This is a genomic window from Streptomyces sp. NPDC008150 (assembly GCF_042956945.1).
Classification (GTDB): Bacteria; Actinomycetota; Actinomycetes; order Streptomycetales; family Streptomycetaceae; genus Streptomyces.
Window position 1 is genome coordinate 907,154 of record NZ_JBIBHJ010000001.1, and the last position, 22,133, is coordinate 929,286.

Here is a 22,133-nt window from a genome sequence, read left to right on the forward strand (position 1 = left end):
GAGGAGCCACACCGATGGCGGAACACACCAGTTCGAGCATCACGATCGAGGCGGCACCGGCCGACGTGATGGGGGTGATCGCCGACTTCGCGCGCTACCCGGACTGGACCGGCGAGGTGAAGGAGGCGGAGGTCCTCAGGACCGACGAACAGGGCCGCGCCGAACAGGTGCGCCTCGTCATGGACGCCGGCGCCATCAAGGACGACCAGACCCTCGCGTACACCTGGACCGGGCCCGACGAGGTGTCCTGGACCCTGGTCAAGTCCCAGATGCTGCGCTCCCTCGACGGCTCCTACCTGCTGCGGGCCGCGGGCGCGGGTGCCACCGAGGTCACGTACCGCCTCACCGTCGACGTCAAGATCCCGATGCTCGGGATGATCAAGCGCAAGGCGGAGAAGGTCATCATCGACCGCGCGCTGGCCGGCCTGAAGAAGCGGGTCGAGTCGGGCGGCCGGGGCGACGCCCCGGCGGCCTCGGCGGAACCGGGCGAGAAGTAGGGGGCGTCGGCCCCGGCGGTCTCCCCGGCCGGCCGCGACCGGCCCCGGACGCCCCCGGGGCCGGGCCGGGGTCGGGGACGCCCCCGGCGCCTTCGATAGCGTCACCCCCATGCGCACCCTCCTGATCACCGGGCCCGGCGGCTCGGGCCGTACGACCATCGCCGCGGCCGTCGCCCTGGCGGCGGCCGGCGAAGGCACCCGGACCCTCGTCCTGAGCGCCGACCGCACGGACACCCTGGGCGCGGTGCTCGGCGTCGGAACCGGCGGCGACCCCGTCGCCGTGACGCCCACGCTGTCGGCCTGGCGCCCGGACGCCGCCGCTCGTTTCCGCGAGGACCTCACCGCGCTCCAGGACCGCGCCGCCTCCGCGCTCGGCCTGCTCGGCGCCTCCCGTCTCGACGCCGACGAACTCACGCCGCTGCCCGGCGCCGAGGAACTCGCCCTGCTGCGCGCCCTGCGCGACGCCGCCCTCTCCGACACCTTCGACCTCCTCGTCGTCGACCTGCCGCCGGCCCCGCAGGCCCTCGCCCTGCTCGCCCTGCCCGAGGAACTGCGCCGCTACCTGCGCCGGCTGCTGCCGCCCGAACGGCAGGCCGCCCGCGCCCTGCGCCCGGTGCTCGGCCGCCTCGCCGGGGTGCCCATGCCGACCGAGGGGCTGTACGAGGCCGTCGCCCGCTGGGACGTCGAACTGGCCGCCGTCGAGGCCGTCGTCGCCGACCCGGGCACCGCCGTCCGGCTGGTCGCCGAGCCCGGCCCGGCCGGTGCGGACGCGGTCCGCGAGGCCGCCCTTGGCTTCGCCCTGCGCCGCCTGCCGGTCGAGTCGGTGGCCGCCAACCGCGTCCTGCCCGAGGCGACGGCGGACACCTGGGCCGCCTGCCTCGCCGCCCAGCAGCGCAAGACCCTGGACGAATGGCATGAGACGCACCCCGTGCACCGCGTCGCTCACCTGGGCCGCGACCCCCGCGGCACCGACGACCTCGCGGCGCTCGCGGTGCCCGCCGTCAACCCGGACACCGCCCCGGTCGAGTGGCCCGTCACCGACGGCGACGGCACCGGCGCCGAGCGGATGCTCGTGTGGCACCTCCCGCTGCCCGGCGTCACCCGCGAGGACCTCGACCTGGTCCGGCGCGGCGACGAACTCGTCGTCACCGCCGGGCAGTTCCGCCGCGTCCTCGCCCTGCCGTCGGCCCTGCGCCGGTGCGCGGTGGACGGCGCGGGGCTGCGCGACGGCACCCTGCGTGTGCGGTTCGCCCCGGACCCGGATCTCTGGCCGAAGACACGGTGAACCGCCGGCCGCCGTTCGGGTAACGTCGAAGGGGCATCCGTTGCAGGACCAGTCAGGAGCCGTCAGGAGCCCCTCATGAGCGAAGAGCGCGAAGAGCGCCCCACGCCGGACGACGGCGCGGCCTTCGACGCGGACGCGTGGTCGACCGCGTGCGCCGAGGACCTCGCGCAGGAGAAGGCCCGCCGCCGCGGGCAGCACGGGCCGCCGCCCGGCTCGGCCGCCGAGGAACTGCGCCGGCTCGTCGACACGGTCGCCGACAGACTCACGTCGCTCTCCTCCGCCGGCTCGCCGCTGCTCGGCGCCGCGACACAGGGCGCCGCCCAGCAGATGGTCCGGCAGGTCGTCCAGCAGGCGAAGGCGGCGGTCGAGCCCGTCATCGAGCGCAACCCGGACGTCTTCGACCACCTGGCCGCCGCGGGCAACGAGATCCTCGCCGCCTACCGCTCGGCCGTCCAGAAGCAGGAGGAGCGCTGGACGGCCCGCGCCGCCGACACCGGTGCCTCCGGCCCGCGGCCCACCGCCCCGCCGGAGTCCCGCCGCGACGACGGCGACGACGCCGGTCCGGGGGAGCGCATCGACTTGGACTGAGCCCCCCTCGGGTACGGTTGGCCGTAGCGGGGCTCGACCGGAACTGAGGGATTCATGGGACTCACCATCGGCGTCGACATCGGCGGCACCAAGATCGCGGCCGGCGTGGTCGACGAGGAAGGCAACATCCTTTCGACCTTCAAGGTGCCTACCCCCACCACGCCCGAGGCGATCGTGGACGCCATCGCCTCGGCGGTGGAGGGCGCACGCGCGGGGCACGACATCGTCGGCGTGGGCATCGGTGCGGCCGGTTACGTCAACCGGCAGCGCTCCACCGTCTACTTCGCGCCGAACATCGACTGGCGCCAGGAGCCGCTGAAGGAGAAGGTCGAGGGCCGCGTGGGCCTTCCGGTCGTCGTGGAGAACGACGCCAACGCCGCGGCCTGGGGCGAGTACAAGTTCGGCGCCGGCAAGGGGCACCGCAACGTCATCTGCATCACCCTCGGCACCGGCCTCGGCGGCGGCATCATCATCGGCAACAAGCTGCGCCGCGGCCACTTCGGCGTCGCCGCCGAGTTCGGCCACATCCGCATGGTGCCGGACGGTCTGCTGTGCGGCTGCGGCTCGCAGGGCTGCTGGGAGCAGTACGCCTCCGGGCGCGCGCTCGTCCGGTACGCCAAGCAGCGCGCCAACGCCACCCCGGAGAACGCCGAGCTGCTGCTGTCCCTGGGCGACGGCGACCCGGACGGCATCGAGGGCAAGCACATCTCCATGGCGGCCCGGCAGGGCGACCCGGTCGCGGTCGACTCCTACCGCGAGCTGGCCCGCTGGGCCGGGGCCGGCCTCGCGGACCTCGCCTCGCTGTTCGACCCCTCCGCGTTCATCGTCGGCGGCGGCCTCTCCGACGAGGGCGAGCTGGTGCTCGACCCGATCCGCAAGTCGTACAAGCGCTGGCTGGTGGGCGGCAACTGGCGCCCCGTGGCCGACGTGATCGCCGCCAAGCTCGGCAACAAGGCCGGCATGGTCGGCGCCGCGGACCTGGCCCGGGAGCCCGACCCGGTCATGTGACCCGGCGGGGGACGCACGCGCGTCCCCGGCACCGTACGGCCGCGCCCGCCACCCCGCACGGGGTGGCGGGCGCGGCCGTACGGCGGTACGGGAGCCCGGCGGCGGGGCCGCGCGCGGGAGGCGGGACCGAGCGGCGGGACGGGCACGGGCACCGCGTATCTTGATCGCCATGGCGACGACCACCACGCTGCTTCCCGAGTCCCGCACCGAGTCCGACGGTTCCGCCGTCGTCCGGGTACTCAGCTACAACGTCCGCTCGATGCGGGACGACACCGCCGCGCTCGCCCGCGTGATCGGTGCCTGCGCCCCCGACCTGGTGCTCGTCCAGGAGGCCCCCCGCTTCTTCCGCTGGCGCAAGAAGCTGGCCCGCCTCGCCGCGGCCTCCGGACAGGTGATCCTCTCCGGCGGCGGCACGGCCGCCGGGCCCGCGCTGCTCTGCTCGCTGCGGGCCACCGTCGAGCGCACCGAGGACGTCCTGCTGCCGCTCACCCCGGGCCAGCACCGCCGCGGGTTCGCCACGGCCGTGGTCCGGTTCGGGGGCGCCCGGATCGGCGTGCTGAGCTGTCACCTGAGCCTGCGGAAGGACGAGCGGTACGCGCAGGGCGGGATGCTGCTCGACCGGCTCGCCGGCATGGGCGTCGACCACGTGGTGGCCGGCGGCGACCTCAACGAACGCCCCGACGGGGCCACCTTCCGGCGCCTCGCCGACTCCCTCCAGGACGGCTGGGCCACCACGCCCTGGGGCGGCGAGTACACGTCGACGCCGGCCGCGCCCCGGCAGCGCATCGACGCGGTCTTCGCCTCGCCGGGCGTCGAGGTGCTGGGCTGCGGGGTGCCGACCGGCCTGCCCGGTGTGACGCGCGCGGACCTCGCGGCGGCCACCGACCACCTCCCGGTGCTGGCGGCGCTCCGCGTCCCGGCGAACTGAGCGGGGGCGGGCGCGCGCCCCGGCCGCCGCGCCCGCGGTCCTGCCGGAGGGTCAGACCACCGCGCCGCGGCCGGGGTCGTCGCCGTCCTCGTCGTCCGTGCGCATCCGGGTCACCAGGGTGCTGAAGCCGCCGAGGAAGCCGCCGACGCCGAGCGTGGCCAGCCACCACGTCATGTCCCAGCGCAGCAGCACGGCGAGCAGGAGCAGCACGGGCCCGCCGAGCACCGCGAGCCAGGCGAACTTGGCGGTGGTGTCGGCGGCGGGCAGCGGCGGGGGCTCCGGCGGTACGAAGTGACTGTCGTCGTCGTGCGCGTCGTCGTCGGAGGGTTCCGCCGGGGAGTGGTCGCGCGGGCCGACCCCGGGCGCGAAGGCGACCGAACCGCCCAGCGCGGGCTTCGGCCCGGCCTCCTCGTCGTCGGCCTTGCCGGCCTTGTCGGCCTTGCCCGTCTCCCGGGCCGCGAGGTCCTCGACGGACGCGTAGGGCCGGGCACCCGGCGGGTCCGGCGGCTCCTGGCCGTACCCGGCGACGATCGCGGCCCACGCCGCCTCCTCGTCGAACGGGACCGCCTTCTCCTCGGCCGCGGGCTCGTGCTTGTCGCGGTCCTCGCGGTCTTCGCGGTCCTCACGGTCCGAGTTCTGCTCAGCCACCTGCGGCCGTCCCTTCCTTGCCGACGCTGGGCGCGAGCCGGCCGATGAACGCGAGGCTCTCCTCGAAGATCCGGTCCGCGTCGTGGTCCAACGTCGCGACGTGGTAGCTCTGTTCCAGCAGGATCTCCGTCACGTCGGTGGACGAGACGCGGCCGAGGACGCGGGCGGAGTCGGCGGGCGGAACCACGTGGTCCCGGGGGCTGTGCAGCAGCAGCAGCGGCTGGGTGACCTGCGGCAGTTCACGGTCGACGGTGCGCAGGAAGGCACGCAGCGAGTGGGCCGCGTGCAGCGGCACCCGGTCGTACCCGAGCTCCTGCGAACCCTCCTTGGCGATGTCGCTCGCGATGCCCTTCGTCGAGGGGACGAGGTGCCGGGCCACCGGAAGGGCGTACGCGGACAGGCCGTGCAGCTTGTTCGCCGGGTTGACGACGACCACGCCGGCCACGGCGTCCCCGTGCCGGGCGGCCAGCCGCAGCGCCAGCGCGCCGCCCATGGACAGGCCCGCCACGAACACCCGGGCGCAGCGGTCGGTCAGCCGGCGCAGCTCGCGGTCGACCTCCGCGTACCAGTCGGGCCAGCCGGTGAGCTGCATGTCCTCCCAGCGCGTGCCGTGACCGGGCAGCAGCGGCAGCGAGACGGTGAGGCCGTGGCCGGCCAGGTACCGCGCCCAGGGGCGCAGCGACTGCGGGGAACCGGTGAAACCGTGGCAGAGCAGGACACCGACCTCCCCGCCCTCGTGGCGGAACGGCTCGGCTCCAGGAAGGACCGGCACCTTCGGTCTCCTGTTCGTTGGAGGACGCGCGCGCGGCGGGCGCGGGAAATCGGACGGGGAACGGCGGCAGGTCGAAATGCAGGTACTTCACCGTACGCGACCGCACTGACACCGACCAGGGTCGTCCGGCTCTTCGGGGGCAGGCGGGTTAAGGTCTGAGCTACCGACACAGGAGGCACGCGGGTGTTGTACGGCGCGATGAAGGTATCCGTCGGAGGAGCGCTGAAGGTCACCTTCAGGCCCTGGGTGGAAGGCCTGGAGAACGTGCCCGCGGAGGGGCCCGCGATCCTGGCGAGCAATCACCTCTCGTTCTCCGACTCGTTCTTCCTGCCCGCGGTCCTCGACCGCAAGGTGACCTTCATCGCGAAGGCCGAGTACTTCACCACCCCGGGAGTCAAGGGACGGCTGACCGCCGCCTTCTTCAAGGGGGTCGGACAGCTCCCGGTGGACCGTTCGGGCGGACGCGGCGCGGGTGAGGCCGCGATCCGCAGCGGGGTGGAGGTCCTGGAGCGCGGCGAGCTGTTCGGCATCTACCCGGAGGGCACCCGTTCGCCGGACGGCCGGCTCTACCGGGGCAAGCCCGGCGGCCTCGCGCGCGTGGCGCTCGCGTCCGGCGCGCCCGTCGTGCCGGTGGCGATGATCGACACGGAGAAGATCCAGCCGCCCGGCAAGGTGCTGCCCAAGGTGATGCGGCCCGGCATCCGGATCGGCAGGCCCCTCGACTTCAGCCGGTACGAGGGCATGGAGCACGACCGGTTCGTGCTGCGCGCGCTGACCGACGAGGTGATGTACGAGATCATGCGGCTGTCCGGCCAGGAGTACGTCGACATCTACGCGACGGCCGCCAAGCGCCGGATCGCGGAGGCGGCGAAGGCCGAGAAGGCGGAGAAGGCCGAGAGGGCGGAGAAGGACGCGAAGGACGCCGGCCCCGGGCAGGCGGCCTGACCTTCCGTGGCCGCCCCGGCCCTGCCGCCTCCGGGAGCAACTTCCCTGCCTCGTACGATGGTTGACGTCATCCGGCGGTGAGCGGTGCGCGGCGGGCGGTGGGGCGCCGGTGCATCAGGGGGCACCGTGGGTGCTCTGTCCCACGAGGACGGGCCCGCCGGGGCCGGGACAGGCCGGCACGGGGGACGCGACGGGGTGGGGGACATGCCCGAGCAGGACAGAGTCATCAGGATGTCGGTGGAGCAGCCGCTGTGGCGCGCGCTCGCCGGCTACCGCGTGCTGACCATGCTGTACGCCATCGGTCTGTTCGCCACCGCCACCGAGGACTACCCGCACCCCTGGACGGCGGCGGGCTACTTCGCCGTGCTGTTCGTGTGGACCCTGGCGACGCTGCCCCGGGTCGCGAACGCGGCGGCGTGCGCCAGGTGGTTCCTCGCCGCCGACCTGGGGCTGGCCGTGGCCGGCATCCTGCTCACCAGGTACGCCTACTCCCACGAGCACATCGTGGCCGGCGGCCCGACCCTGCCGTCGATATGGACCGCCGGTTCGGTGCTCGCGTTCGCGGTCAAGGGCGGCTGGCGGTGGGCGGCGTTCGCGTCGACCGCGGTCGCGCTGGCCAACCTCGTGGAGCGCGGCGCCCCGGCCCGCGACACCCTGCACAACGTGCTCCTCGTGTGGGTCGCGTCCATCGCCATCGGCTACGTCGTCGAGGTGGCCCGCGCCTCCGAGCGCACCCTCGCCCGCGCCCTGGAGATCCAGGCCGCCACCCGCGAGCGGGAGCGCCTCGCGCGCGACATCCACGACGGCGTCCTCCAGGTGCTGGCGATGGTGCAGCGCCGGGGCGCGGTCATCGGCGGGGAGGCCGCCGAGCTGGGCCGCATGGCGGGCGAACAGGAGGCGGCGCTGCGGACGTTGGTGTCCGGGGCGATGGTCCCGGTGCCCCGCGGGGCGGGCGCCGTCGCGGACCCCTCCGGGCGCACCGCGTCCGGCCGGCCCCCCGCCGACGACGGCGAACCCGTCGACCTGCGCGCCCTGCTGGCCCGGCACGTCACCACGGACGTCAGCCTGGCCGAACCCGGTGCCCCGGTGCTGCTGGCACCGCCCGCGGCGGCGGAACTCGCGGCGGCCGTCGCGGCCGCCCTGGACAACGTCCGCCGGCACGCCGGAACGGGCGCCCGGTCGTGGATCCTGGTCGAGGACGAGCCCGGCGAGATCGTCGTCACCGTGCGCGACGACGGCCCCGGCATCCCCGACGGCCGGCTCGCGCAGGCCGAGGGCGAGGGCCGGCTCGGCGTGGCCCTGTCGATCCGGGGGCGGCTGCGCGACCTCGGCGGCAGTGCCGAACTGGTGTCGGTGCCGGGCCAGGGCACCGAGGTCGAACTGAAACTACCGAAGGCCCCCCGGGGGAAGGCGGAACGGCGATGACGACGGACGGGCGCGAACAGCGCGACCAGGGCGACCAGGGCGACCAGGGCGAGGAGACCGGGCGGCGCGGCCCGGTCAGGGTGATGGTGGTCGACGACCACCCCATGTGGCGCGACGCCGTCGCCCGCGACCTGGCCGAGGCCGGCCTCGACGTCGTGGCCACGGCGGGCGACGGGGAGCAGGCGGTGCGCCGGGCCGGTGCCGCCAAGCCCGACGTGCTCGTCCTCGACCTGAACCTGCCGCTGCTGCCGGGCGTCCGCGTCTGCCGCCAACTCGTGGCCGCCGACCCGTCGTTGCGCGTCCTGGTGCTCTCCGCGAGCGGCGAGCACGCCGATGTGCTGGAGGCGGTCAAGTCGGGCGCCACCGGCTACCTGGTGAAGTCCGCGTCCACCGCGGAACTCATCGACGCCGTGCGCCGTACGGCGGTCGGGGACCCCGTCTTCACCCCGGGCCTGGCCGGGCTGGTGCTCGGCGAGTACCGGCGGCTCGCCGCCGAACCCGCCCCCGCGCCCGACACGAACGAGCCCGGGGCGCCCCGGCTGACCGACCGCGAGACCGAGGTGCTGCGCCTGGTCGCCAAGGGCCTGAGCTACAAGCAGATCGCGGAGCGCCTGGTGATCTCGCACCGCACGGTGCAGAACCACGTCCAGAACACCCTGGGCAAGCTGCAGTTGCACAACAGGGTGGAGCTGGTCCGGTACGCCATCGAGCGCGGCCTCGACGAGGCGTGAACAGCCGTCCGACAAAAGGCGGTTGACCGTCACGTAGATCAACTCTCGGACATTGCGGAGGAATTGACCGTCCCGGGCATGCCCATGTGACGTGGGTCACCATTAGCGTGACCTTCACCAGGCATCCGCGGCGAAGGGACGTTCCAATGCGCGTGGGAGTACTGACCGGTGGCGGCGACTGCCCCGGACTCAACGCCGTCATCCGGGCCGTCGTCCGCAAGGGCGTCCAGGAGTACGGATACGCGTTCACCGGGTTCCGCGACGGCTGGCGCGGCCCCCTCGAAGGGATCGCGGTACCGCTCGGCATCCCCTCCGTGCGCGGCATCCTGCCGCGCGGCGGCACCATCCTCGGCTCCTCCCGCACCAACCCGTTCACCGAGGCCGACGGGGCGCGCCGGATCAAGGACACCCTCGCCGGCATGGAGGTCGACGCGCTCATAGCGATCGGCGGCGAGGACACGCTGGGCGTCGCGGCGCGGCTGTACACCGAGTACGGGGTGCCGTGCGTCGGGGTCCCGAAGACGATCGACAACGACCTCTCCGCCACCGACTACACCTTCGGCTTCGACACCGCCGTCGGCATCGCCACCGAGGCCATCGACCGGCTGCACACCACCGCCGAGTCCCACATGCGCGTCCTGGTCGTCGAGGTGATGGGCCGGCACACCGGCTGGATCGCCCTCCACTCGGGGCTGGCGGGCGGCGCGAACGTCATCCTCATCCCCGAGCGGCCCTTCGACGTCGACCAGGTGTGCGCCTGGGTCACCTCCCGGTTCCGGGCCTCGTACGCGCCGATCGTGGTCGTCGCGGAGGGCGCCGTGCCGCGGGACGGCGACCTGGTGCTCAAGCACCAGGCGCTCGACTCGTACGGGCACGTCCGGCTGTCCGGCGTGGGGGAGTGGCTGGCCGAGGAGATCGAGAAGCGCACCGGCAAGGAGGCCCGCACCACGGTCCTCGGGCACGTGCAGCGCGGCGGCACGCCCAGCGCGTTCGACCGGTGGCTCGCCACCCGCTTCGGGCTGCACGCCATCGACTGCGTGCGCGACGGCGACTTCGGCAGGATGGTCTCGCTGCGCGGCACCGACATCGTCCGCGTCCCCATCGTGGACGCGATCTCCGAACTGAAGACGGTCGACGCGAAGCTGTACGAGGAGGTCGGCGTCTTCTTCGGCTGACGGTCAACGGTCAACGGTCAAGGGCCAGCGGTCACCGGTCGACGGCGGACTCGCCCCCGAAGTCGTATATTCGGCGTATTCCTACCGGATACGGTGCGGCAGCGGAACGGGAGTCGACGTGGAGATCCTCGCCTTCGGCGTGCAGGCGGACGAGAAACCCCTGATCGAGGCGGCGTTCCAGGACCACCACGAGGTCCGCTGCCTCGACGTGTTCCTCAACGAGGACACCGCGCCCATCGCCAGCGGCCACGAGGTCGTCTCCACCAGTGTCAACGCGGACCTGGGCGCGCCCGTCCTGAAGACCCTCGCGGCCGGCGGGACGCGGATGATCGCCCAGCGCTCCACCGGGTTCAACAACATCGACCTGCCGGTCGCCGAGCACCTCGGCATCACGGTCGCCCGGGTCTCGTCCTACTCGCCGTACTCGGTCGCCGAGTTCGCCTGGACCCTGGCGATGGCCGTCAACCGCCGCGTGGTGCGGGCCTCCACCCGCACCCGCGACTTCGACTTCCGCCTCGACGGACTGCTCGGCCGCGACATGCACGGCCGCACCGCCGGTGTCCTCGGCACCGGCAAGATCGGCGAGGCCTTCGCCCGCATCGCGCACGGCTTCGGCATGAAGCTGCTGGGCTGGGACGTCGCCGAGAACCCGGCGTGCATGGAGCTGGGCATGCGGTACGTGTCCAAGGAGCACCTGCTCGCCGAGTCCGACCTGATCAGCCTGCACGTGCCGCTGATGCCGGCCACGGAGCGCCTGATCGACGCCGCCGCGCTGAAGTCGATGAAGGACGACGCGATCCTCGTCAACTCCAGCCGCGGCGGCCTCGTCGACTCGCAGGCCCTGGTCGCCGAACTGCGCGAGGGCCGGTTCACCGGCGTCGGTCTCGACGTCTACGAGGCGGAGGCGGGCCTGTTCTTCGTCGACCGGTCCCTGGACGCCGTCGACGACGACACCCTGGCCCGCCTCGTCACCTTCCCCAACGTCCTGGTCACCTCGCACCAGGCCTACTACACGGTGGAGGCGGTCTCGCAGATCGTCGCGACCACGGTCGACAACGTCCTCGACTACCTGGCGGGCCGCCGCTCGGCGAACGTCCTGGTGCCGCGCGAGAGCTGACCGAGCCGCTCCGTCAGGTCCCGCACCAGCGTCACCCCGTCGAGGGTGAGCACCGACTCGGGGTGGAACTGCACCCCGGCGAAGCCCGGCCCGCGCAGCGCGTGCACCTCGCCGTTCGCGTCGCGGCTCACCTCGACGCCGTGCGCGGCGAGTTCGGCGGCGGCCTCGTCGTCGCACCGGGCCACGAAGCTGTTGTAGAAGCCGACGGTCTCGCGGCGCCCGAACAGGTCGACCTCCACCTGCGCGCCCTGGAAGGGCACCGCCTTGCGGACGACGGGCAGCCCCAGCTCGGCCGCGATCAGCTCGTGCCCCAGGCAGACGCCGAGCACCCCGTGCCGGCCGCCCGCGATCACCTCCGCGGTCAGCGCCCGCAGGAACCGCATCCGGGGGTCGGCCGTGTCGGACGGGTCGCCGGGGCCGGGGCCCAGCACGACCGGGCCGTCGTGCGCGAGCACGGCCGCCCGCAGCCCGGGTTCGTCGAACGCGCGCACGGTCACGGCCAGCCCGCAGGAGCGCAGCATGTGGGCGAGCATCGCGGTGAACGTGTCCTCCGCGTCGACCACCAGTGCGTGCGCGGCGGGCTCGGCGGCGACGGCCGGGGCGGCCTCGGCCGCCGCGCCCCGCATCCGCAGCCAGAACGGGGCGAGGGCCGCCCGGCGTCCGTCCAGCGCGGCCCGTACGCGCGGGTCGTCCGCCAGCCGGGCCGGGGCCCGCGCCGGACGCGGGCGGGCGGGGACCACTCCGAGGGCGGCGAGGACGCCCGCCGCCTTCGCGTGCGTCTCGGCGACCTCGGCCGCCGGGTCCGAGCCGCGCACCAGCGTCGCGCCCACCGACACCCGCAGCCGTCCGTCGGCCGCGATGTCCGCCGTACGGATCAGGATCGGCGAGTCCAGGGTCTGCGCCCCGCCCGCGTCCCGGCCCAGCAGCGCCAGCGCGCCGGCGTAGTAGCCGCGGCCCGCGCCGTCCGGCCCGGCGGGCTCGTACCGCTCGACGACCCGGCAGGCGTTGCGCACCGGCGACCCGGTCACCGTCGCCGCGAACATCGTCTCGCGCAGCACCTCCCGCACGTCCAGCGAGGACCGGCCGCGCAGTTCGTACTCGGTGTGCGCGAGGTGCGCCATCTCCTTCAGCCGCGGCCCGACGACGACACCGCCCCGGTCGCCGACGGTGCACATCATCTTCAGCTCCTCGTCGACGACCATCGACAGCTCCTCCACCTCCTTGCCGTCGGCGAGGAATTCCAGCAGGTGCTCGGGCGTCGGGCCCTCGGCCGGGTAGCGGTAGGTCCCGCTGATCGGGTTCATGACGACCGTGCCGCCGGACATCCGCACGTGCACCTCGGGGCTCGCGCCCACCAGCGTCCGCTCGCCGGTGTGCACCACGAACGTCCAGTACGCTCCCCGTTCGCCCGCCAGCAGCCGCCGGAACAGGGCGAGCGCGTCGGCCCGCGAGAAGTCCGCGATCCGGCCGCCGTAGGTGCGCCGGATCACGAAGTTCGCGCCCTCGCCGCGCCCGATCTCGTCGCGCAGCACCCGGCCGACGATCTCCGCGTACTCCTCGTCGGCGACGTCGAACCCGCCGTCCTCGACCCGCACCCGGTGCCCCGGCAGGGCGCCGAGCACGTCGGCGAGCGCGAACGTGTACGTCTCCTCCGGTTCGAGCACGGCCAGCGGCGTCCCGTCGTCCCGGACGTCGAAGCCCCGCTCGCGGATCTGCCGGAACGGGACGAGCGCGAGACCGGTGTCCGGCAGGTCGGCGAGCCGCTCGCGGGTGGTGACCGGGCCGATCAGCAGTTCGACCGTGTCCGGGTCGTGGCCGGGGGCGCGGCGGTGCAGCAGGGCGAACGGGCGGTCGTCGCCCGCCAGGAGGCGGGGCAGGTCCACGGGTGTCATCGGCGGTTCCTCTTCCGTGCGGATTCCGTGCGGGTCCGTGGTTCACCACGTGACGTACGGAGCGGGGAGGAACGGCCGCGGAAACACCGAAGGCCGCCCCTCGGGGCGGCCTTCGCGAAGCGTTCGAGTACGCGCAGTCAGCGGGCCGCCGGATGAGCGGTCCACCACCAGGAGCGGGTCGAGTGCGCGAACATGCGGTGCACCCTACAACACGCTGCGTGCGTTCCGCGGGCTGTGCCGCGTGTCTCACCAGTCGAGCGGCGGACAGAACCACCGACACGACCCCGTAATGTTTGCGGGGTGACCGTGAACGTGAAGACCAGCGCCAGCGCCGGGAACACCTGGCGAGACCTGCCCGCGGCGCAGCAGCCCGAGTACCCGGACGCCGAGGCTCTGCGCGATGTGATCGCCGAGCTGGAGACCTATCCGCCGCTGGTGTTCGCCGGCGAGTGCGACCAGCTCCGTGCCCGGATGGCCGCCGTCGCGCGCGGCGAGGCGTTCCTGCTCCAGGGCGGCGACTGCGCCGAGTCCTTCGACGCGGTGTCCGCCGAGCACATCAGGGCGAAGCTCAAGACGCTGCTCCAGATGGGTGCCGTCCTCACGTACGCCGCGTCGGTGCCGGTCGTGAAGGTCGGCCGTATCGCCGGCCAGTACTCCAAGCCCCGCTCGAAGCCGGACGAGACCCGCGACGGTGTGACGCTGCCCACCTACCGCGGCGACTCCGTCAACGGCTTCGCCTTCACCGAGGCCGAGCGGATCCCGGACCCCGAGCGCCTGAAGCGGATGTACAACGCGTCCGCCTCCACGCTCAACCTGGTGCGCGCCTTCACCACCGGCGGCTACGCCGACCTGCGCCAGGTGCACGCCTGGAACCAGGACTTCGTGAAGTCGTCCCCCTCCGGCCAGCGCTACGAGCAGCTCGCCCGGGAGATCGACAGCGCGCTGAACTTCATGCGGGCCTGCGGCACCGACCCGGAGGAGTTCAAGACCGTCGAGTTCTACTCCTCGCACGAGGCGCTGCTGCTCGACTACGAGTCGGCCCTGACCCGGGTCGACTCCCGCACGGGCGAGCTGTACGACGTCTCGGGCCACATGGTGTGGATCGGTGAGCGCACCCGCCAACTCGACCACGCGCACGTGGAGTTCGCCTCCCGCATCCGCAACCCGATCGGCATCAAGCTCGGCCCGACGACCACGGCCGAGGAGGCGCTCCAGTACGTCGAGCGCCTGGACCCGGAGCGCGAGCCGGGCCGGCTCACCTTCATCGTGCGCATGGGCGCGGACAAGGTCCGCGATCGGCTGCCCGAGCTGGTGGAGAAGGTCACCGCGTCCGGCGCGGTCGTCGCGTGGGTCACCGACCCGATGCACGGCAACACCTACGAGGCGGCCTCCGGGCACAAGACGCGCCGCTTCGACGACGTGCTCGACGAGGTCAAGGGCTTCTTCGAGGTGCACAAGAGCCTCGGCACCCACCCGGGCGGCATCCACGTCGAGCTCACCGGCGACGACGTCACCGAGTGCGTGGGCGGCGGCGACGAGATCTTCGTCGACGACCTGCACCAGCGCTACGAGACGGCCTGCGACCCGCGGCTGAACCGCAGCCAGTCGCTCGACCTGGCCTTCCTCGTCGCCGAGATGTACCGCGACCAGTAGCCGCCGTGGCCCGGCGGACGCCGGGCCGGGCGGCCGGAACGCGAAGTGGGGTGCGGATCACATGCGATCCGCACCCCACCCCGCTTTTGCGCGATCTGTGCCCCGGGTAAGGTTAGGTTAGCCTCACCGAGCTTCGGGACGGCGAACCACAGGTCCCGACGGGAGGTGAGCCCGCGTGTACGTCTGCAACTGCTTCGGTGTGACCGAGGAACAGGTCAAGCAGCACGCGGACAACGGTGCCTGCACGCCCCGCCAGGTCGCGTCGGCCTGCAAGGCCGGTACCGACTGCGGCCGTTGCGTGCGCCGCATCCAGGCCCTGCTGGGCCGGGACGCCTGCCCGCGCCGCGAGCTCGTCGAGGAGGGCCGCCCGGCCTTCACCGAGCTGCCGCCGTCACCCGTACAGCCGCAGGCGCCGTCACTGCCGCAGACGCCGGTCCTGCCCGCCGGGCCCCGCCCCGCCGCGTATCCCGAAGCGGCGTAGCCGGCCGCCCCGCCCGGGGCCCGCGGAACCTAGAGGCTGCCGGTGCCCGGACCCGAGGCGTCCGGCTGGGTCTGCTCGATGAGCGTCGACAGGTACAGCGACTCGCCGAGCTGCTCGACGAGGTCGAGCTGCGTCTCCAGGTAGTCGATGTGGTGCTCCTCGTCGGCCAGGATCGCCTCGAAGATGTTCGCCGACGTGATGTCGTTCTTCTCGCGCATGACCTTGATGCCGCGCCGCAGCCTGTCGATCGCCTCGACCTCGACCTCGCGGTCCGCCTTGAACATCTCGGTGACGGTCTGGCCCACGCGGACGTGGAAGAGCCGCTGGTAGTTCGGCAGGCCGTCCAGGAGCAGGATGCGGTCGGTGAGGATCTCCGCGTGCCGCATCTCGTCGAAGGACTCGGAGCGGGTGTACTTCGCGAGCTTCGTCCAGCCCTTGTGGTCCTGCAGCTTGGCGTGCAGGAAGTACTGGTTGATCGCCGTGAGCTCGGCGGTCAGCTGCTCGTTCAGGAATTCGATGACCTCGGGGTCGCCCTGCATCGCAGAGGCTCCTTCCAGCGGGGGTGGAGTCGGGGGTCGTCAGGCAGTGCCGAGGCCGCACTATTGCACCGGCCGGGAAGATCGTCCAGTAAGTGCATACTTAGTAAGTAAACGCATGCTTAGTAGTGGTTGAGGTGATGGGGAGGCGCCCCGGCGCCCGATTCTGTGCGCCTTCCCCGGTCTGTCAGGATGGAGTCATGGTTCGACCGGAGGAGCGTGCGTCAGGGCAGGGGGTGGGGCCCGAGCTGCCGCCGGGCCAGCGCCTGCAACGCGGCTGGCCGGTCACGCACTACGGGCCGGTGCCCAAGTTCCGTCCCGAGCGCTGGGACTTCCGGGTCTTCGGCGCCACCGCCGACGGTGACAAGCGCAGCTGGAACCACGACGAGTTCACCGCCCTCCCGTACGAGACGGTCGTCGCCGACCTGCACTGCGTGACGAAGTTCAGCATGATCGGCTCGGAGTGGGGCGGGGTCGCCGCCCGGACCATCCTCAGGACCGCGCCGCCCGCCGCGGCCGTCACCCACGTGATGGTGTGGGCCGAGTACGGCTACAGCGCCAACCTGCGCCTGGCCGACTTCGAGGACGGGCGCACGGTGTTCGCCACCCACAAGGACGGCGAACTGCTGACCGCCGAGCACGGCTTCCCGCTCCGCCTCGTCGTCCCGCACCTGTACGCGTGGAAGGGCCCCAAGTGGGTCCGCGGCATCGAGTACATGACCGCCGACCGCCGCGGCTTCTGGGAGGAGCGCGGCTACCACAACATCGGCGACCCCTGGCGGGAGCAGCGCTACTCGTACCAGGAGGAGGCGGGCGACGGCCCCGGTCTCTGACCCGGCCGTGCCGCCGGACGGTCAGCCGTCCCGGAGCCGCTTCAGCCGGGCCACGTCCGCCGCGTGCCCCTCCTTGCCGCCCGGGGTCTCGATGACCAGCGGGACGCCCGCGGTCGCCGGGTGCCGCATCAGCTCGCGGAACGGGTCCTCGCCGATGTGCCCGGCGCCGATGTTCTCGTGCCGGTCCTTGTGCGCGCCCGTCACGTCCTTGGAGTCGTTGGCGTGGATCAGCCGCAGCCGCCCCTCGCCCACGGTGTCCACCAGCATGTCCAGGGTCTTGTGCGCCCCGTCCGGCCCGGCCAGGTCGTGCCCGGCCGCGTAGATGTGGCAGGTGTCCAGGCAGACGCCCAGCTTCGGGTGGGCGTCCAGCGCGTCGAAGTACGGGCCGAAGTCCCAGGTGCGGGAGCACAGCGACGAGCCCTGCCCCGCGGTGGACTCCAGCAGCAGGTACGGGTCGTCGTCGTGGGTCAGCTCGTCCAGAAGCGGCAGCAGGTGCGCGCGGACCTGGGCCAGCGCCACCTCGCGGGGGCGGCCCCCGGTGGCGCTGCCGGTGTGCACGACCACGCCGAGCGCGCCGATCTCACGGCCCCGGCGCAGCGAGTGCCGCAGCGACTCCACCGACCTCTCCACGGTCGCCTCCGTGTGCGACCCGAAGTTGATCAGGTACGGGGCGTGCACGTACGCGGGGATCGACCCGGCCTCGCAGGCCGCGCGGAACGCCTCGTCCTGGCGCGGGTTCCCGGCCGGTGTGGCCCACCCACGCGGATTCGCCACGAAGACCTGTACGGCCTCGGCGCCCAGGTCGCGGGCGTAGGCGAGGCCGACCGAGCTGAGGCCGCCGGCCACCGGGACGTGGCCCCCGACGGGGTTGCGCGGGGCGCCGGGCGCGAGGGCGGGGGAGTGCGGACTGGTCACCGGTCAAGGGTGCCACGCCCGCGCGGCACGCAGGTCAGCGGATCGTGATCTTGATCGTGGACCCCTTGGGCGCGGTGTCGCCGCCGTCGACGGACTGGGCCTTGACGGTGTCGCCGAACAGGCCGAGCAGCCCGCGGTCCTCGTCCACGTCGAAGCCCGCGTTCTGGAGGGTCTCGGTCGCCTCGTCGACGCTGTCCCCGACCACGTCCGGCACCTCGACCATCTCGGGCCCCTTGGACACGGTCAGGGTCACGGTGTCGCCCTCGGCCGCCTCGGCACCGCTGTCCGGGGACTGCCGCGCGACCTGGCCCTTGTCGTACTCGGAGGTGACCTCGGCGGTGGCGACCTCGACCTTCAGGCCCGCGTCCGCGAGGTCCGCCTTCGCGTCGTCGAGGTCCTCGCCCGTGACGTCGGGCACGTCCACCGGGCTGCCCTTGCTGACGGTCAGCGCGATCGCGGAACCCGCGTGCCGGGTGGTGCCCGCGTCCGGGTCGGTGCGCACCACGGAACCCCGGGGCACGTCGTCGCTGAACTCCCGGGTGACCATGCCCGGCGCGAGCCCCTTCTCCTTCAGCTCCGCGCGCGCGGCGGCCAGACCGGTACCGGCGAGGTCGGGGACCTTCACCGTCTCCGGGCCGTCCGAGACGGTCAGCACCACGCCGTCGTTGCGGCGGATGCGGGCGCCGGCGGCCGGGTCGGTGCCGACGACCTGGCCGCGCCGCACGGTGTCGCTGTACTCGTGCCGCACGCGCTTGACGTCGAGGCCGTCGTCGGACAGCCGGTCCCGGGCCTGCGCCTCGGTCTTGGCCAGCAGCGGCGGGACCTTCGTGAACTGGCCCGAGTTGATGTACCAGACGCCCGCGCCCAGCCCGAGCACCAGCAGCACCGCGGTCACCAGCGCCACGAACCCGCGCCGGGACCGCGAGTGGCGCGGCGGCAGCGGGGCCACGGAACCGAGCACGCTGGTCCGGTTCACGTCGTCGGGGCCGCCGGTGCCGTACGCGGGTGTGGGGTGCGCGGCGGGCGGCGGCATCGGGAGCACGCTCGTGCGGTCCCCGGCGATGTCGCGGCCGGCCACCGCGGCGGGCGGTGCCGGCTCGTCCGAGTCGCCCATGCCGAGCACGATCCGCGTCTCGCGGACCCGGGCGAGCAGTGCCGCCGCGTCGCGCGGACGAACGGCGGCGGTGCGCGCGGTGGCCTCGGCGACCAGCCGGTCCAGCTCCGCGGGCAGCCCCGGGACGGCCGCCGACGGGGGCGGCACGTCCTCGTTGAGGTGCTGGTAGAGGATCTGCGCGGGGGAGTCGCCGCGGCGCGGCTTGGTGCCGGTCAGCATCTCGTAGAGGACGACACCGCACGCGTACACGTCGACGCGGGGATCGGCGGAGCCGTGCTCGATCTGCTCGGGCGCGAGGTACGAGACGCTGCCGAGGACCGTGCCGGTGGTGTCGGTGACGGTGTTCACGGCCCGCACCAGGCCGAAGTCGGCGACCTTGACCCGGCCGTCGTCCCCGATCAGGACGTTCTCCGGCTTCATGTCGCGGTGCACGAACCCCGCCCGGTGCGCGGCCCCCAGCGCCGCGAGCACCGGCTCCAGGATGTCCAGGGCGGCGCGCGGCGCCAGCGCCCCGCGCTCGCGCAGCACGTCGCGCAGGGTGCAGCCGGCGACGTACTCCATGGCGAGGTACACGTAACCGCCGTCGGTGCCCTGGTCGAAGACCTGGACGACGTTCGGGTGCGCGAGCCGGGCGACCGACTTCGCCTCGCGGATGAACCGGTCGACGAACGACCCGTCGGCGGCGAGCGCCGGATGCATCACCTTGAGCGCGAGGACGCGGTCGAGGCGCAGGTCCACGGCCCGGTAGACCGTGGCCATGCCGCCGACGGCGATCCGCGCGTCGACGCGGTACCGGCCGTCCAGCACGCGGCCGACGAGAGGGTCTTCCAGGGTCGTGTCCACCCAGGGAGTGTACGATCCGTCGCCCGTTTGGCCGCCCCTTCGCCCGTTTCGGGACCCTTCTTGAAGCCGTCCTGTGACGCGGACCGCACACGGCCGCCGCTCCCGGGCGGGCACCGGCGCCGGCCCCGGGGGCGTCCGGTCAGAAGGCGGGGCGCTCCGGGTCGAGCCGTGCCAGGCCCTCGGCGGGGGACGACGCCTCGGCGAAGTGGCGGGGCGGGATGCGGCCCGCCCGCCGGGCCAGCCGGCCCGCCAGGACCGCGTGCCGCATGCCCTCCGCCATCAAGACCGGCTCCCGCGCGCGGGTCACCGCCGAGGCGAGCATCACACCCGCGCACCCCAGCTCCATCGCCAGCGCCACGTCCGACGCGGTGCCCGCCCCGGCGTCCAGGATCACCGGGACGCGCGCGTGCTCGACGATGAGCCGGAAGTTGTGCGGGTTGCGGATGCCGAGCCCGGAACCGATGGGGGAGCCGAGCGGCATCACCGCCGCGCACCCCACGTCCTCCAGCCGCCGCGCGAGCACCGGGTCGTCGTTCGTGTACGGCAGGACCGTGAAGCCGTCGTCGACCAGCGTCTCCGCCGCCTCCAGGGTCTCCACCGGGTCCGGCAGCAGGGTGCGTTCGTCGGCGACGACCTCCAGCTTGACCAGGTCCGTGCCGAGCGCCTCGCGCGCGAGGCGGGCGGTCAGCACCGCCTCGCCGGCCGTGAAGCAGCCGGCGGTGTTCGGCAGCACCCGCACGCCCAGCCGCTCCAGGACGGAGAGCACCGAGCCGTTCACCGAGGGGTCGACGCGCCGCATCGCGACCGTCGTCAGCTCGGTCCCGGACGCCGCCAGGGCGCGTTCCAGCACGTCGAGGCTGGGTGCCCCGCCCGTGCCCATGATCAGGCGGGACGAGTACGTCGTACCGCCGAGGACGAAGGGATCGTCAGCCACGGTCAGCCTCCCTGGACTGCGGTCAGGACTTCGACGCGGTCGCCCTCGCGCAGCGCGGTGGCGGCCCACCGGGTGCGCGGGACGACGGTCTCGTTGAGGGCGGCGGCCACGCCCGAGGGCGCCGGGGTGAGGGACCGCACGACGGTGTCGAGGGCGGTGCCGGGCGCGACCTCGCGGGGCTCCCCGTTCACGGTGACGTTCACGCGGGCTGCACCGCCCGGTCCGCGGTCCGGAACCTTCGCGGGGTGAACGGCCGTGCCAGCTCCGGGAGTTCGCCCGTGGTCAGGACGTGGGCGAGGACGTCGCCGGTGACCGGGGTGAGCAGCACGCCGTTGCGGTGGTGCCCGGTGGCCAGCAGCAGGCCGGGCAGCGCGGTGGGGCCGAGCAGCGGCGCGTTGTCGGGGGAGGCGGGGCGCAGTCCCGCCCGGGTCTCGGTCAGCGGCAACTCCGTGATGCCGGGGATCAGTTCGTGCGCGTCGCGCAGCAGCGCGTACACGCCGCCCGCGGTCACCGTCGTGTCCCAGCCCAACTCCTCGCTGGTCGCCCCGACCACCAGTTCGCCGTTCTCCCGGGGCACCAGGTACACCTGGCTGCCGCGCACCACCGCCCGTACCGTCCGGCTCAGGAACGGCGCGTACCGCGCGGGCACGGACAGCCGCAGCACCTGCCCCTTCACCGGCCGTACCGGCGGCAGCGCCTCGGCGGGCACCCCCGCGAGCCGCCCGCTCAGGGAACCCGCCGCGAGCACGACCTGGCCGGCGGCGAACGCCGTGCCGTCCGCGCCGAGCACGCCGGTCGCCCGGCCCCGCGCCACGGTGAGCCGCTCGGCCCACACCCGGTGGAACACCACCCCCGCCCGTTCGCACGCCACGACCAGCGCCGCCGCGAGCCGCCGCGGGTCGATCTGGTGGTCGTCGTCCACCCGCAGCCCGCCGCGCACGCCCGGCGCCAGCATCGGCTCCAGGCGGCGGCACTCCCGTCCGGACAGCCACTCGGAGCCGAGCCCCGACGCGTTGTGCAGGACGTGCAGTTCGCGCAGGTGCGCGCGGTCGTCGGCGTCCAGCGCCACGGCCAGCGTGCCGCACCGGCGGTGCCCGAGGTCGTGCCCCGTGCAGTCCGTCAGCTCGGCGGCGAACTCCGGGTAGCGGCGCGCCGATTCGAGGTTGAGACCGAGCAACGTCTGCTCGCCGTGGTGCAGTTCGGTGACGGCCGCGAGCATCCCGGCGGCCACCTGCGCGGCGCCGCCGCCCGGCCCGGGGTCCAGCACGGCGGTGGACAGGCCGCGTTGGGCCGCCCGCCAGGCCGTGACCAGGCCGATGACGCCACCGCCCACGACCAGGACGTCGGACGACGGAACAGCGGATGGTGCGACGGATACGGATGTCGACATGGGTGTCCAGCCCCTCCCTTCGCCGGCATGACCCGGATCAGGTTCGTACGGTCGGAGGCCGCCAGCCTCCCTCTCAGCCCGGTGCGCCCGGACTCCCGCGTGTGCTCTTCGGAAACCACCCTAGCCCCGCCGCCCGGCGCCCCGGGGAGCCGCCCCCGGCGCGCGCTCCGCGCTCCGGCGGCCCTGTGGTGCCGTACGGGAACGTTCACCGGGTAGGCGGACAGCGACCGCCCGATCTCCGTCACGCGCGGCCGACCACCGGCGGACCACGGCGTACGGGCGCTCGTCGGCGTGGGCCGCGGGGAGTCCCCGGCGGCCGGGTACGGGCGAAGGAGACGGCAGTGGCAGTCGTGGACGGGCGGCGGGACGGGTACGGCGCGTCGGAGCACCGGTCACCGCCGGTGACTGACGCGATGTCAGTTG

General features: G+C 73.7%; 23 protein-coding genes and 1 riboswitch. Of the genes, 13 read left to right on the forward strand and 10 right to left on the reverse strand.

All coding sequences use genetic code 11. The annotated features are described in order from the left end of the window. Positions 1-14 precede the first annotated feature (14 nt). The 5 genes from ACFZA0_RS03945 to ACFZA0_RS03965 all read left to right on the forward strand — a co-directional run bounded on the left by ACFZA0_RS03945 (position 15) and on the right by ACFZA0_RS03965 (position 4,306). The gene (locus ACFZA0_RS03945) at positions 15-497 is read left to right on the forward strand and encodes an SRPBCC family protein (protein WP_391010760.1); all 483 of its coding nucleotides are present in this window, start codon (positions 15-17) and stop codon (positions 495-497) included. Between the two features lie 109 nt (positions 498-606). Continuing rightward, entirely contained in the window at positions 607-1,782 is a 1,176-nt protein-coding gene (locus ACFZA0_RS03950; RefSeq protein ID WP_391010762.1) for an ArsA-related P-loop ATPase, read from the forward strand. Between the two features lie 75 nt (positions 1,783-1,857). Beyond that, the gene (locus ACFZA0_RS03955; protein ID WP_391010765.1) at positions 1,858-2,370 is read left to right on the forward strand and encodes a DUF5304 family protein; all 513 of its coding nucleotides are present in this window, start codon (positions 1,858-1,860) and stop codon (positions 2,368-2,370) included. Between the two features lie 54 nt (positions 2,371-2,424). Then, entirely contained in the window at positions 2,425-3,378 is a 954-nt protein-coding gene (locus ACFZA0_RS03960; protein ID WP_391010768.1) for an ROK family glucokinase, read from the forward strand. A 169-nt stretch (positions 3,379-3,547) separates the two neighbouring features. Further along, the gene (locus ACFZA0_RS03965; protein WP_391010771.1) at positions 3,548-4,306 is read left to right on the forward strand and encodes an endonuclease/exonuclease/phosphatase family protein; all 759 of its coding nucleotides are present in this window, start codon (positions 3,548-3,550) and stop codon (positions 4,304-4,306) included. A 51-nt stretch (positions 4,307-4,357) separates the two neighbouring features. On the opposite strand, the gene ACFZA0_RS03970 is transcribed toward ACFZA0_RS03965, so the two are convergent. Together ACFZA0_RS03970 and ACFZA0_RS03975 are read right to left on the reverse strand one after the other, a co-directional pair. Then, the gene (locus ACFZA0_RS03970; protein WP_391010774.1) at positions 4,358-4,954 is read right to left on the reverse strand and encodes a hypothetical protein; all 597 of its coding nucleotides are present in this window, start codon (positions 4,952-4,954) and stop codon (positions 4,358-4,360) included. Continuing rightward, entirely contained in the window at positions 4,947-5,726 is a 780-nt protein-coding gene (locus tag ACFZA0_RS03975; RefSeq protein WP_391010777.1) for an alpha/beta fold hydrolase, read from the reverse strand. The genes ACFZA0_RS03970 and ACFZA0_RS03975 overlap by 8 nt, the downstream gene beginning before the upstream one ends. Positions 5,727-5,909: 183 nt before the next feature. Between ACFZA0_RS03975 and ACFZA0_RS03980 the strand changes: the two genes are divergently transcribed. The 5 genes from ACFZA0_RS03980 to ACFZA0_RS04000 all read left to right on the forward strand — a co-directional run bounded on the left by ACFZA0_RS03980 (position 5,910) and on the right by ACFZA0_RS04000 (position 11,119). After that, positions 5,910-6,671, forward strand: a complete 762-nt coding sequence (locus tag ACFZA0_RS03980) for a 1-acyl-sn-glycerol-3-phosphate acyltransferase (protein WP_391010780.1) — start codon at positions 5,910-5,912, stop codon at positions 6,669-6,671. A 204-nt stretch (positions 6,672-6,875) separates the two neighbouring features. Next, positions 6,876-8,096, forward strand: coding sequence for a MacS family sensor histidine kinase (gene macS / locus ACFZA0_RS03985; RefSeq protein WP_391010783.1), 1,221 nt, complete (start codon positions 6,876-6,878; stop codon positions 8,094-8,096). Between the two features lie 83 nt (positions 8,097-8,179). Then, positions 8,180-8,827: a response regulator gene (locus ACFZA0_RS03990; RefSeq protein WP_391011821.1), complete on the forward strand. Its 648-nt coding sequence runs from the start codon at positions 8,180-8,182 to the stop codon at positions 8,825-8,827. 146 nt (positions 8,828-8,973) lie between these two features. Beyond that, positions 8,974-10,002, forward strand: coding sequence for an ATP-dependent 6-phosphofructokinase (locus tag ACFZA0_RS03995; RefSeq protein WP_391010786.1), 1,029 nt, complete (start codon positions 8,974-8,976; stop codon positions 10,000-10,002). Between the two features lie 118 nt (positions 10,003-10,120). Continuing rightward, entirely contained in the window at positions 10,121-11,119 is a 999-nt protein-coding gene (locus ACFZA0_RS04000; RefSeq protein ID WP_391010789.1) for an NAD(P)-dependent oxidoreductase, read from the forward strand. On the opposite strand, the gene ACFZA0_RS04005 is transcribed toward ACFZA0_RS04000, so the two are convergent. Together ACFZA0_RS04005 and ACFZA0_RS04010 are read right to left on the reverse strand one after the other, a co-directional pair. Next, the gene (locus ACFZA0_RS04005; RefSeq protein WP_391011824.1) at positions 11,068-13,002 is read right to left on the reverse strand and encodes a chorismate-binding protein; all 1,935 of its coding nucleotides are present in this window, start codon (positions 13,000-13,002) and stop codon (positions 11,068-11,070) included. The genes ACFZA0_RS04000 and ACFZA0_RS04005 overlap by 52 nt on opposite strands. A gap of 146 nt (positions 13,003-13,148) precedes the next feature. Further along, the gene (locus tag ACFZA0_RS04010) at positions 13,149-13,205 is read right to left on the reverse strand and encodes a trp operon leader peptide (protein WP_359709449.1); all 57 of its coding nucleotides are present in this window, start codon (positions 13,203-13,205) and stop codon (positions 13,149-13,151) included. Between the two features lie 106 nt (positions 13,206-13,311). Here ACFZA0_RS04010 and ACFZA0_RS04015 point away from each other — a divergent pair, with 106 nt between their 5' ends. Next, positions 13,312-14,664, forward strand: a complete 1,353-nt coding sequence (locus ACFZA0_RS04015) for a class II 3-deoxy-7-phosphoheptulonate synthase (RefSeq protein ID WP_391010792.1) — start codon at positions 13,312-13,314, stop codon at positions 14,662-14,664. A gap of 175 nt (positions 14,665-14,839) precedes the next feature. Continuing rightward, a complete protein-coding gene (locus ACFZA0_RS04020; protein ID WP_391010795.1) occupies positions 14,840-15,145 on the forward strand; it encodes a (2Fe-2S)-binding protein in 306 nt (101 codons plus the stop codon). 29 nt (positions 15,146-15,174) lie between these two features. Here ACFZA0_RS04020 and bfr read toward each other — a convergent pair whose 3' ends face one another. After that, on the reverse strand, positions 15,175-15,684 hold the full coding sequence (bfr, locus tag ACFZA0_RS04025; RefSeq protein ID WP_391010798.1) for a bacterioferritin: 510 nt from the start codon (positions 15,682-15,684) through the stop codon (positions 15,175-15,177). A gap of 197 nt (positions 15,685-15,881) precedes the next feature. Here bfr and ACFZA0_RS04030 point away from each other — a divergent pair, with 197 nt between their 5' ends. Next, a complete protein-coding gene (locus tag ACFZA0_RS04030) occupies positions 15,882-16,514 on the forward strand; it encodes a molybdopterin-dependent oxidoreductase (RefSeq protein ID WP_391010801.1) in 633 nt (210 codons plus the stop codon). A 21-nt stretch (positions 16,515-16,535) separates the two neighbouring features. Here ACFZA0_RS04030 and ACFZA0_RS04035 read toward each other — a convergent pair whose 3' ends face one another. The 5 genes from ACFZA0_RS04035 to thiO form a co-directional block, all read right to left on the reverse strand. After that, positions 16,536-17,429 (reverse strand): deoxyribonuclease IV, encoded by an 894-nt coding sequence (locus tag ACFZA0_RS04035; RefSeq protein WP_391010804.1) that lies wholly within the window; start codon positions 17,427-17,429, stop codon positions 16,536-16,538. A gap of 34 nt (positions 17,430-17,463) precedes the next feature. After that, the gene (pknB, locus tag ACFZA0_RS04040; protein ID WP_391010807.1) at positions 17,464-19,386 is read right to left on the reverse strand and encodes a Stk1 family PASTA domain-containing Ser/Thr kinase; all 1,923 of its coding nucleotides are present in this window, start codon (positions 19,384-19,386) and stop codon (positions 17,464-17,466) included. A 139-nt stretch (positions 19,387-19,525) separates the two neighbouring features. Continuing rightward, positions 19,526-20,320 carry a thiazole synthase gene (locus ACFZA0_RS04045; protein ID WP_391010810.1) on the reverse strand — a complete coding sequence of 265 codons (795 nt, stop codon included), beginning with the start codon at positions 20,318-20,320 and terminating at the stop codon, positions 19,526-19,528. 2 nt (positions 20,321-20,322) lie between these two features. Continuing rightward, entirely contained in the window at positions 20,323-20,523 is a 201-nt protein-coding gene (thiS, locus tag ACFZA0_RS04050) for a sulfur carrier protein ThiS (RefSeq protein ID WP_391010813.1), read from the reverse strand. Further along, positions 20,520-21,710, reverse strand: coding sequence for a glycine oxidase ThiO (gene thiO, locus ACFZA0_RS04055; RefSeq protein ID WP_391010816.1), 1,191 nt, complete (start codon positions 21,708-21,710; stop codon positions 20,520-20,522). The genes thiS and thiO overlap by 4 nt, the downstream gene beginning before the upstream one ends. Next, a riboswitch (TPP riboswitch) is annotated at positions 21,708-21,819 on the reverse strand. (Overlaps the previous gene by 3 nt.) Positions 21,820-22,133: the final 314 nt, after the last annotated feature.

Excerpts from the sequence above, each read along its gene's own strand:
- ACFZA0_RS03945 (WP_391010760.1), top strand. The coding sequence starts at position 15 with ATGGCGGAACACACCAGTTCGAGCATCACGATCGAGGCGGCACCGGCC.
- ACFZA0_RS03950 (WP_391010762.1), top strand. The coding sequence starts at position 607 with ATGCGCACCCTCCTGATCACCGGGCCCGGCGGCTCGGGCCGTACGACC.
- ACFZA0_RS03955 (WP_391010765.1), top strand. The coding sequence starts at position 1,858 with ATGAGCGAAGAGCGCGAAGAGCGCCCCACGCCGGACGACGGCGCGGCC.
- ACFZA0_RS03960 (WP_391010768.1), top strand. The coding sequence starts at position 2,425 with ATGGGACTCACCATCGGCGTCGACATCGGCGGCACCAAGATCGCGGCC.
- ACFZA0_RS03965 (WP_391010771.1), top strand. The coding sequence starts at position 3,548 with ATGGCGACGACCACCACGCTGCTTCCCGAGTCCCGCACCGAGTCCGAC.
- macS (WP_391010783.1), top strand. The coding sequence starts at position 6,876 with ATGCCCGAGCAGGACAGAGTCATCAGGATGTCGGTGGAGCAGCCGCTG.
- ACFZA0_RS03990 (WP_391011821.1), top strand. The coding sequence starts at position 8,180 with ATGGTGGTCGACGACCACCCCATGTGGCGCGACGCCGTCGCCCGCGAC.
- ACFZA0_RS03995 (WP_391010786.1), top strand. The coding sequence starts at position 8,974 with ATGCGCGTGGGAGTACTGACCGGTGGCGGCGACTGCCCCGGACTCAAC.
- bfr (WP_391010798.1), bottom strand. The coding sequence starts at position 15,684 with ATGCAGGGCGACCCCGAGGTCATCGAATTCCTGAACGAGCAGCTGACC.
- ACFZA0_RS04030 (WP_391010801.1), top strand. The coding sequence starts at position 15,882 with ATGGTTCGACCGGAGGAGCGTGCGTCAGGGCAGGGGGTGGGGCCCGAG.
- thiO (WP_391010816.1), bottom strand. The coding sequence starts at position 21,710 with ATGTCGACATCCGTATCCGTCGCACCATCCGCTGTTCCGTCGTCCGAC.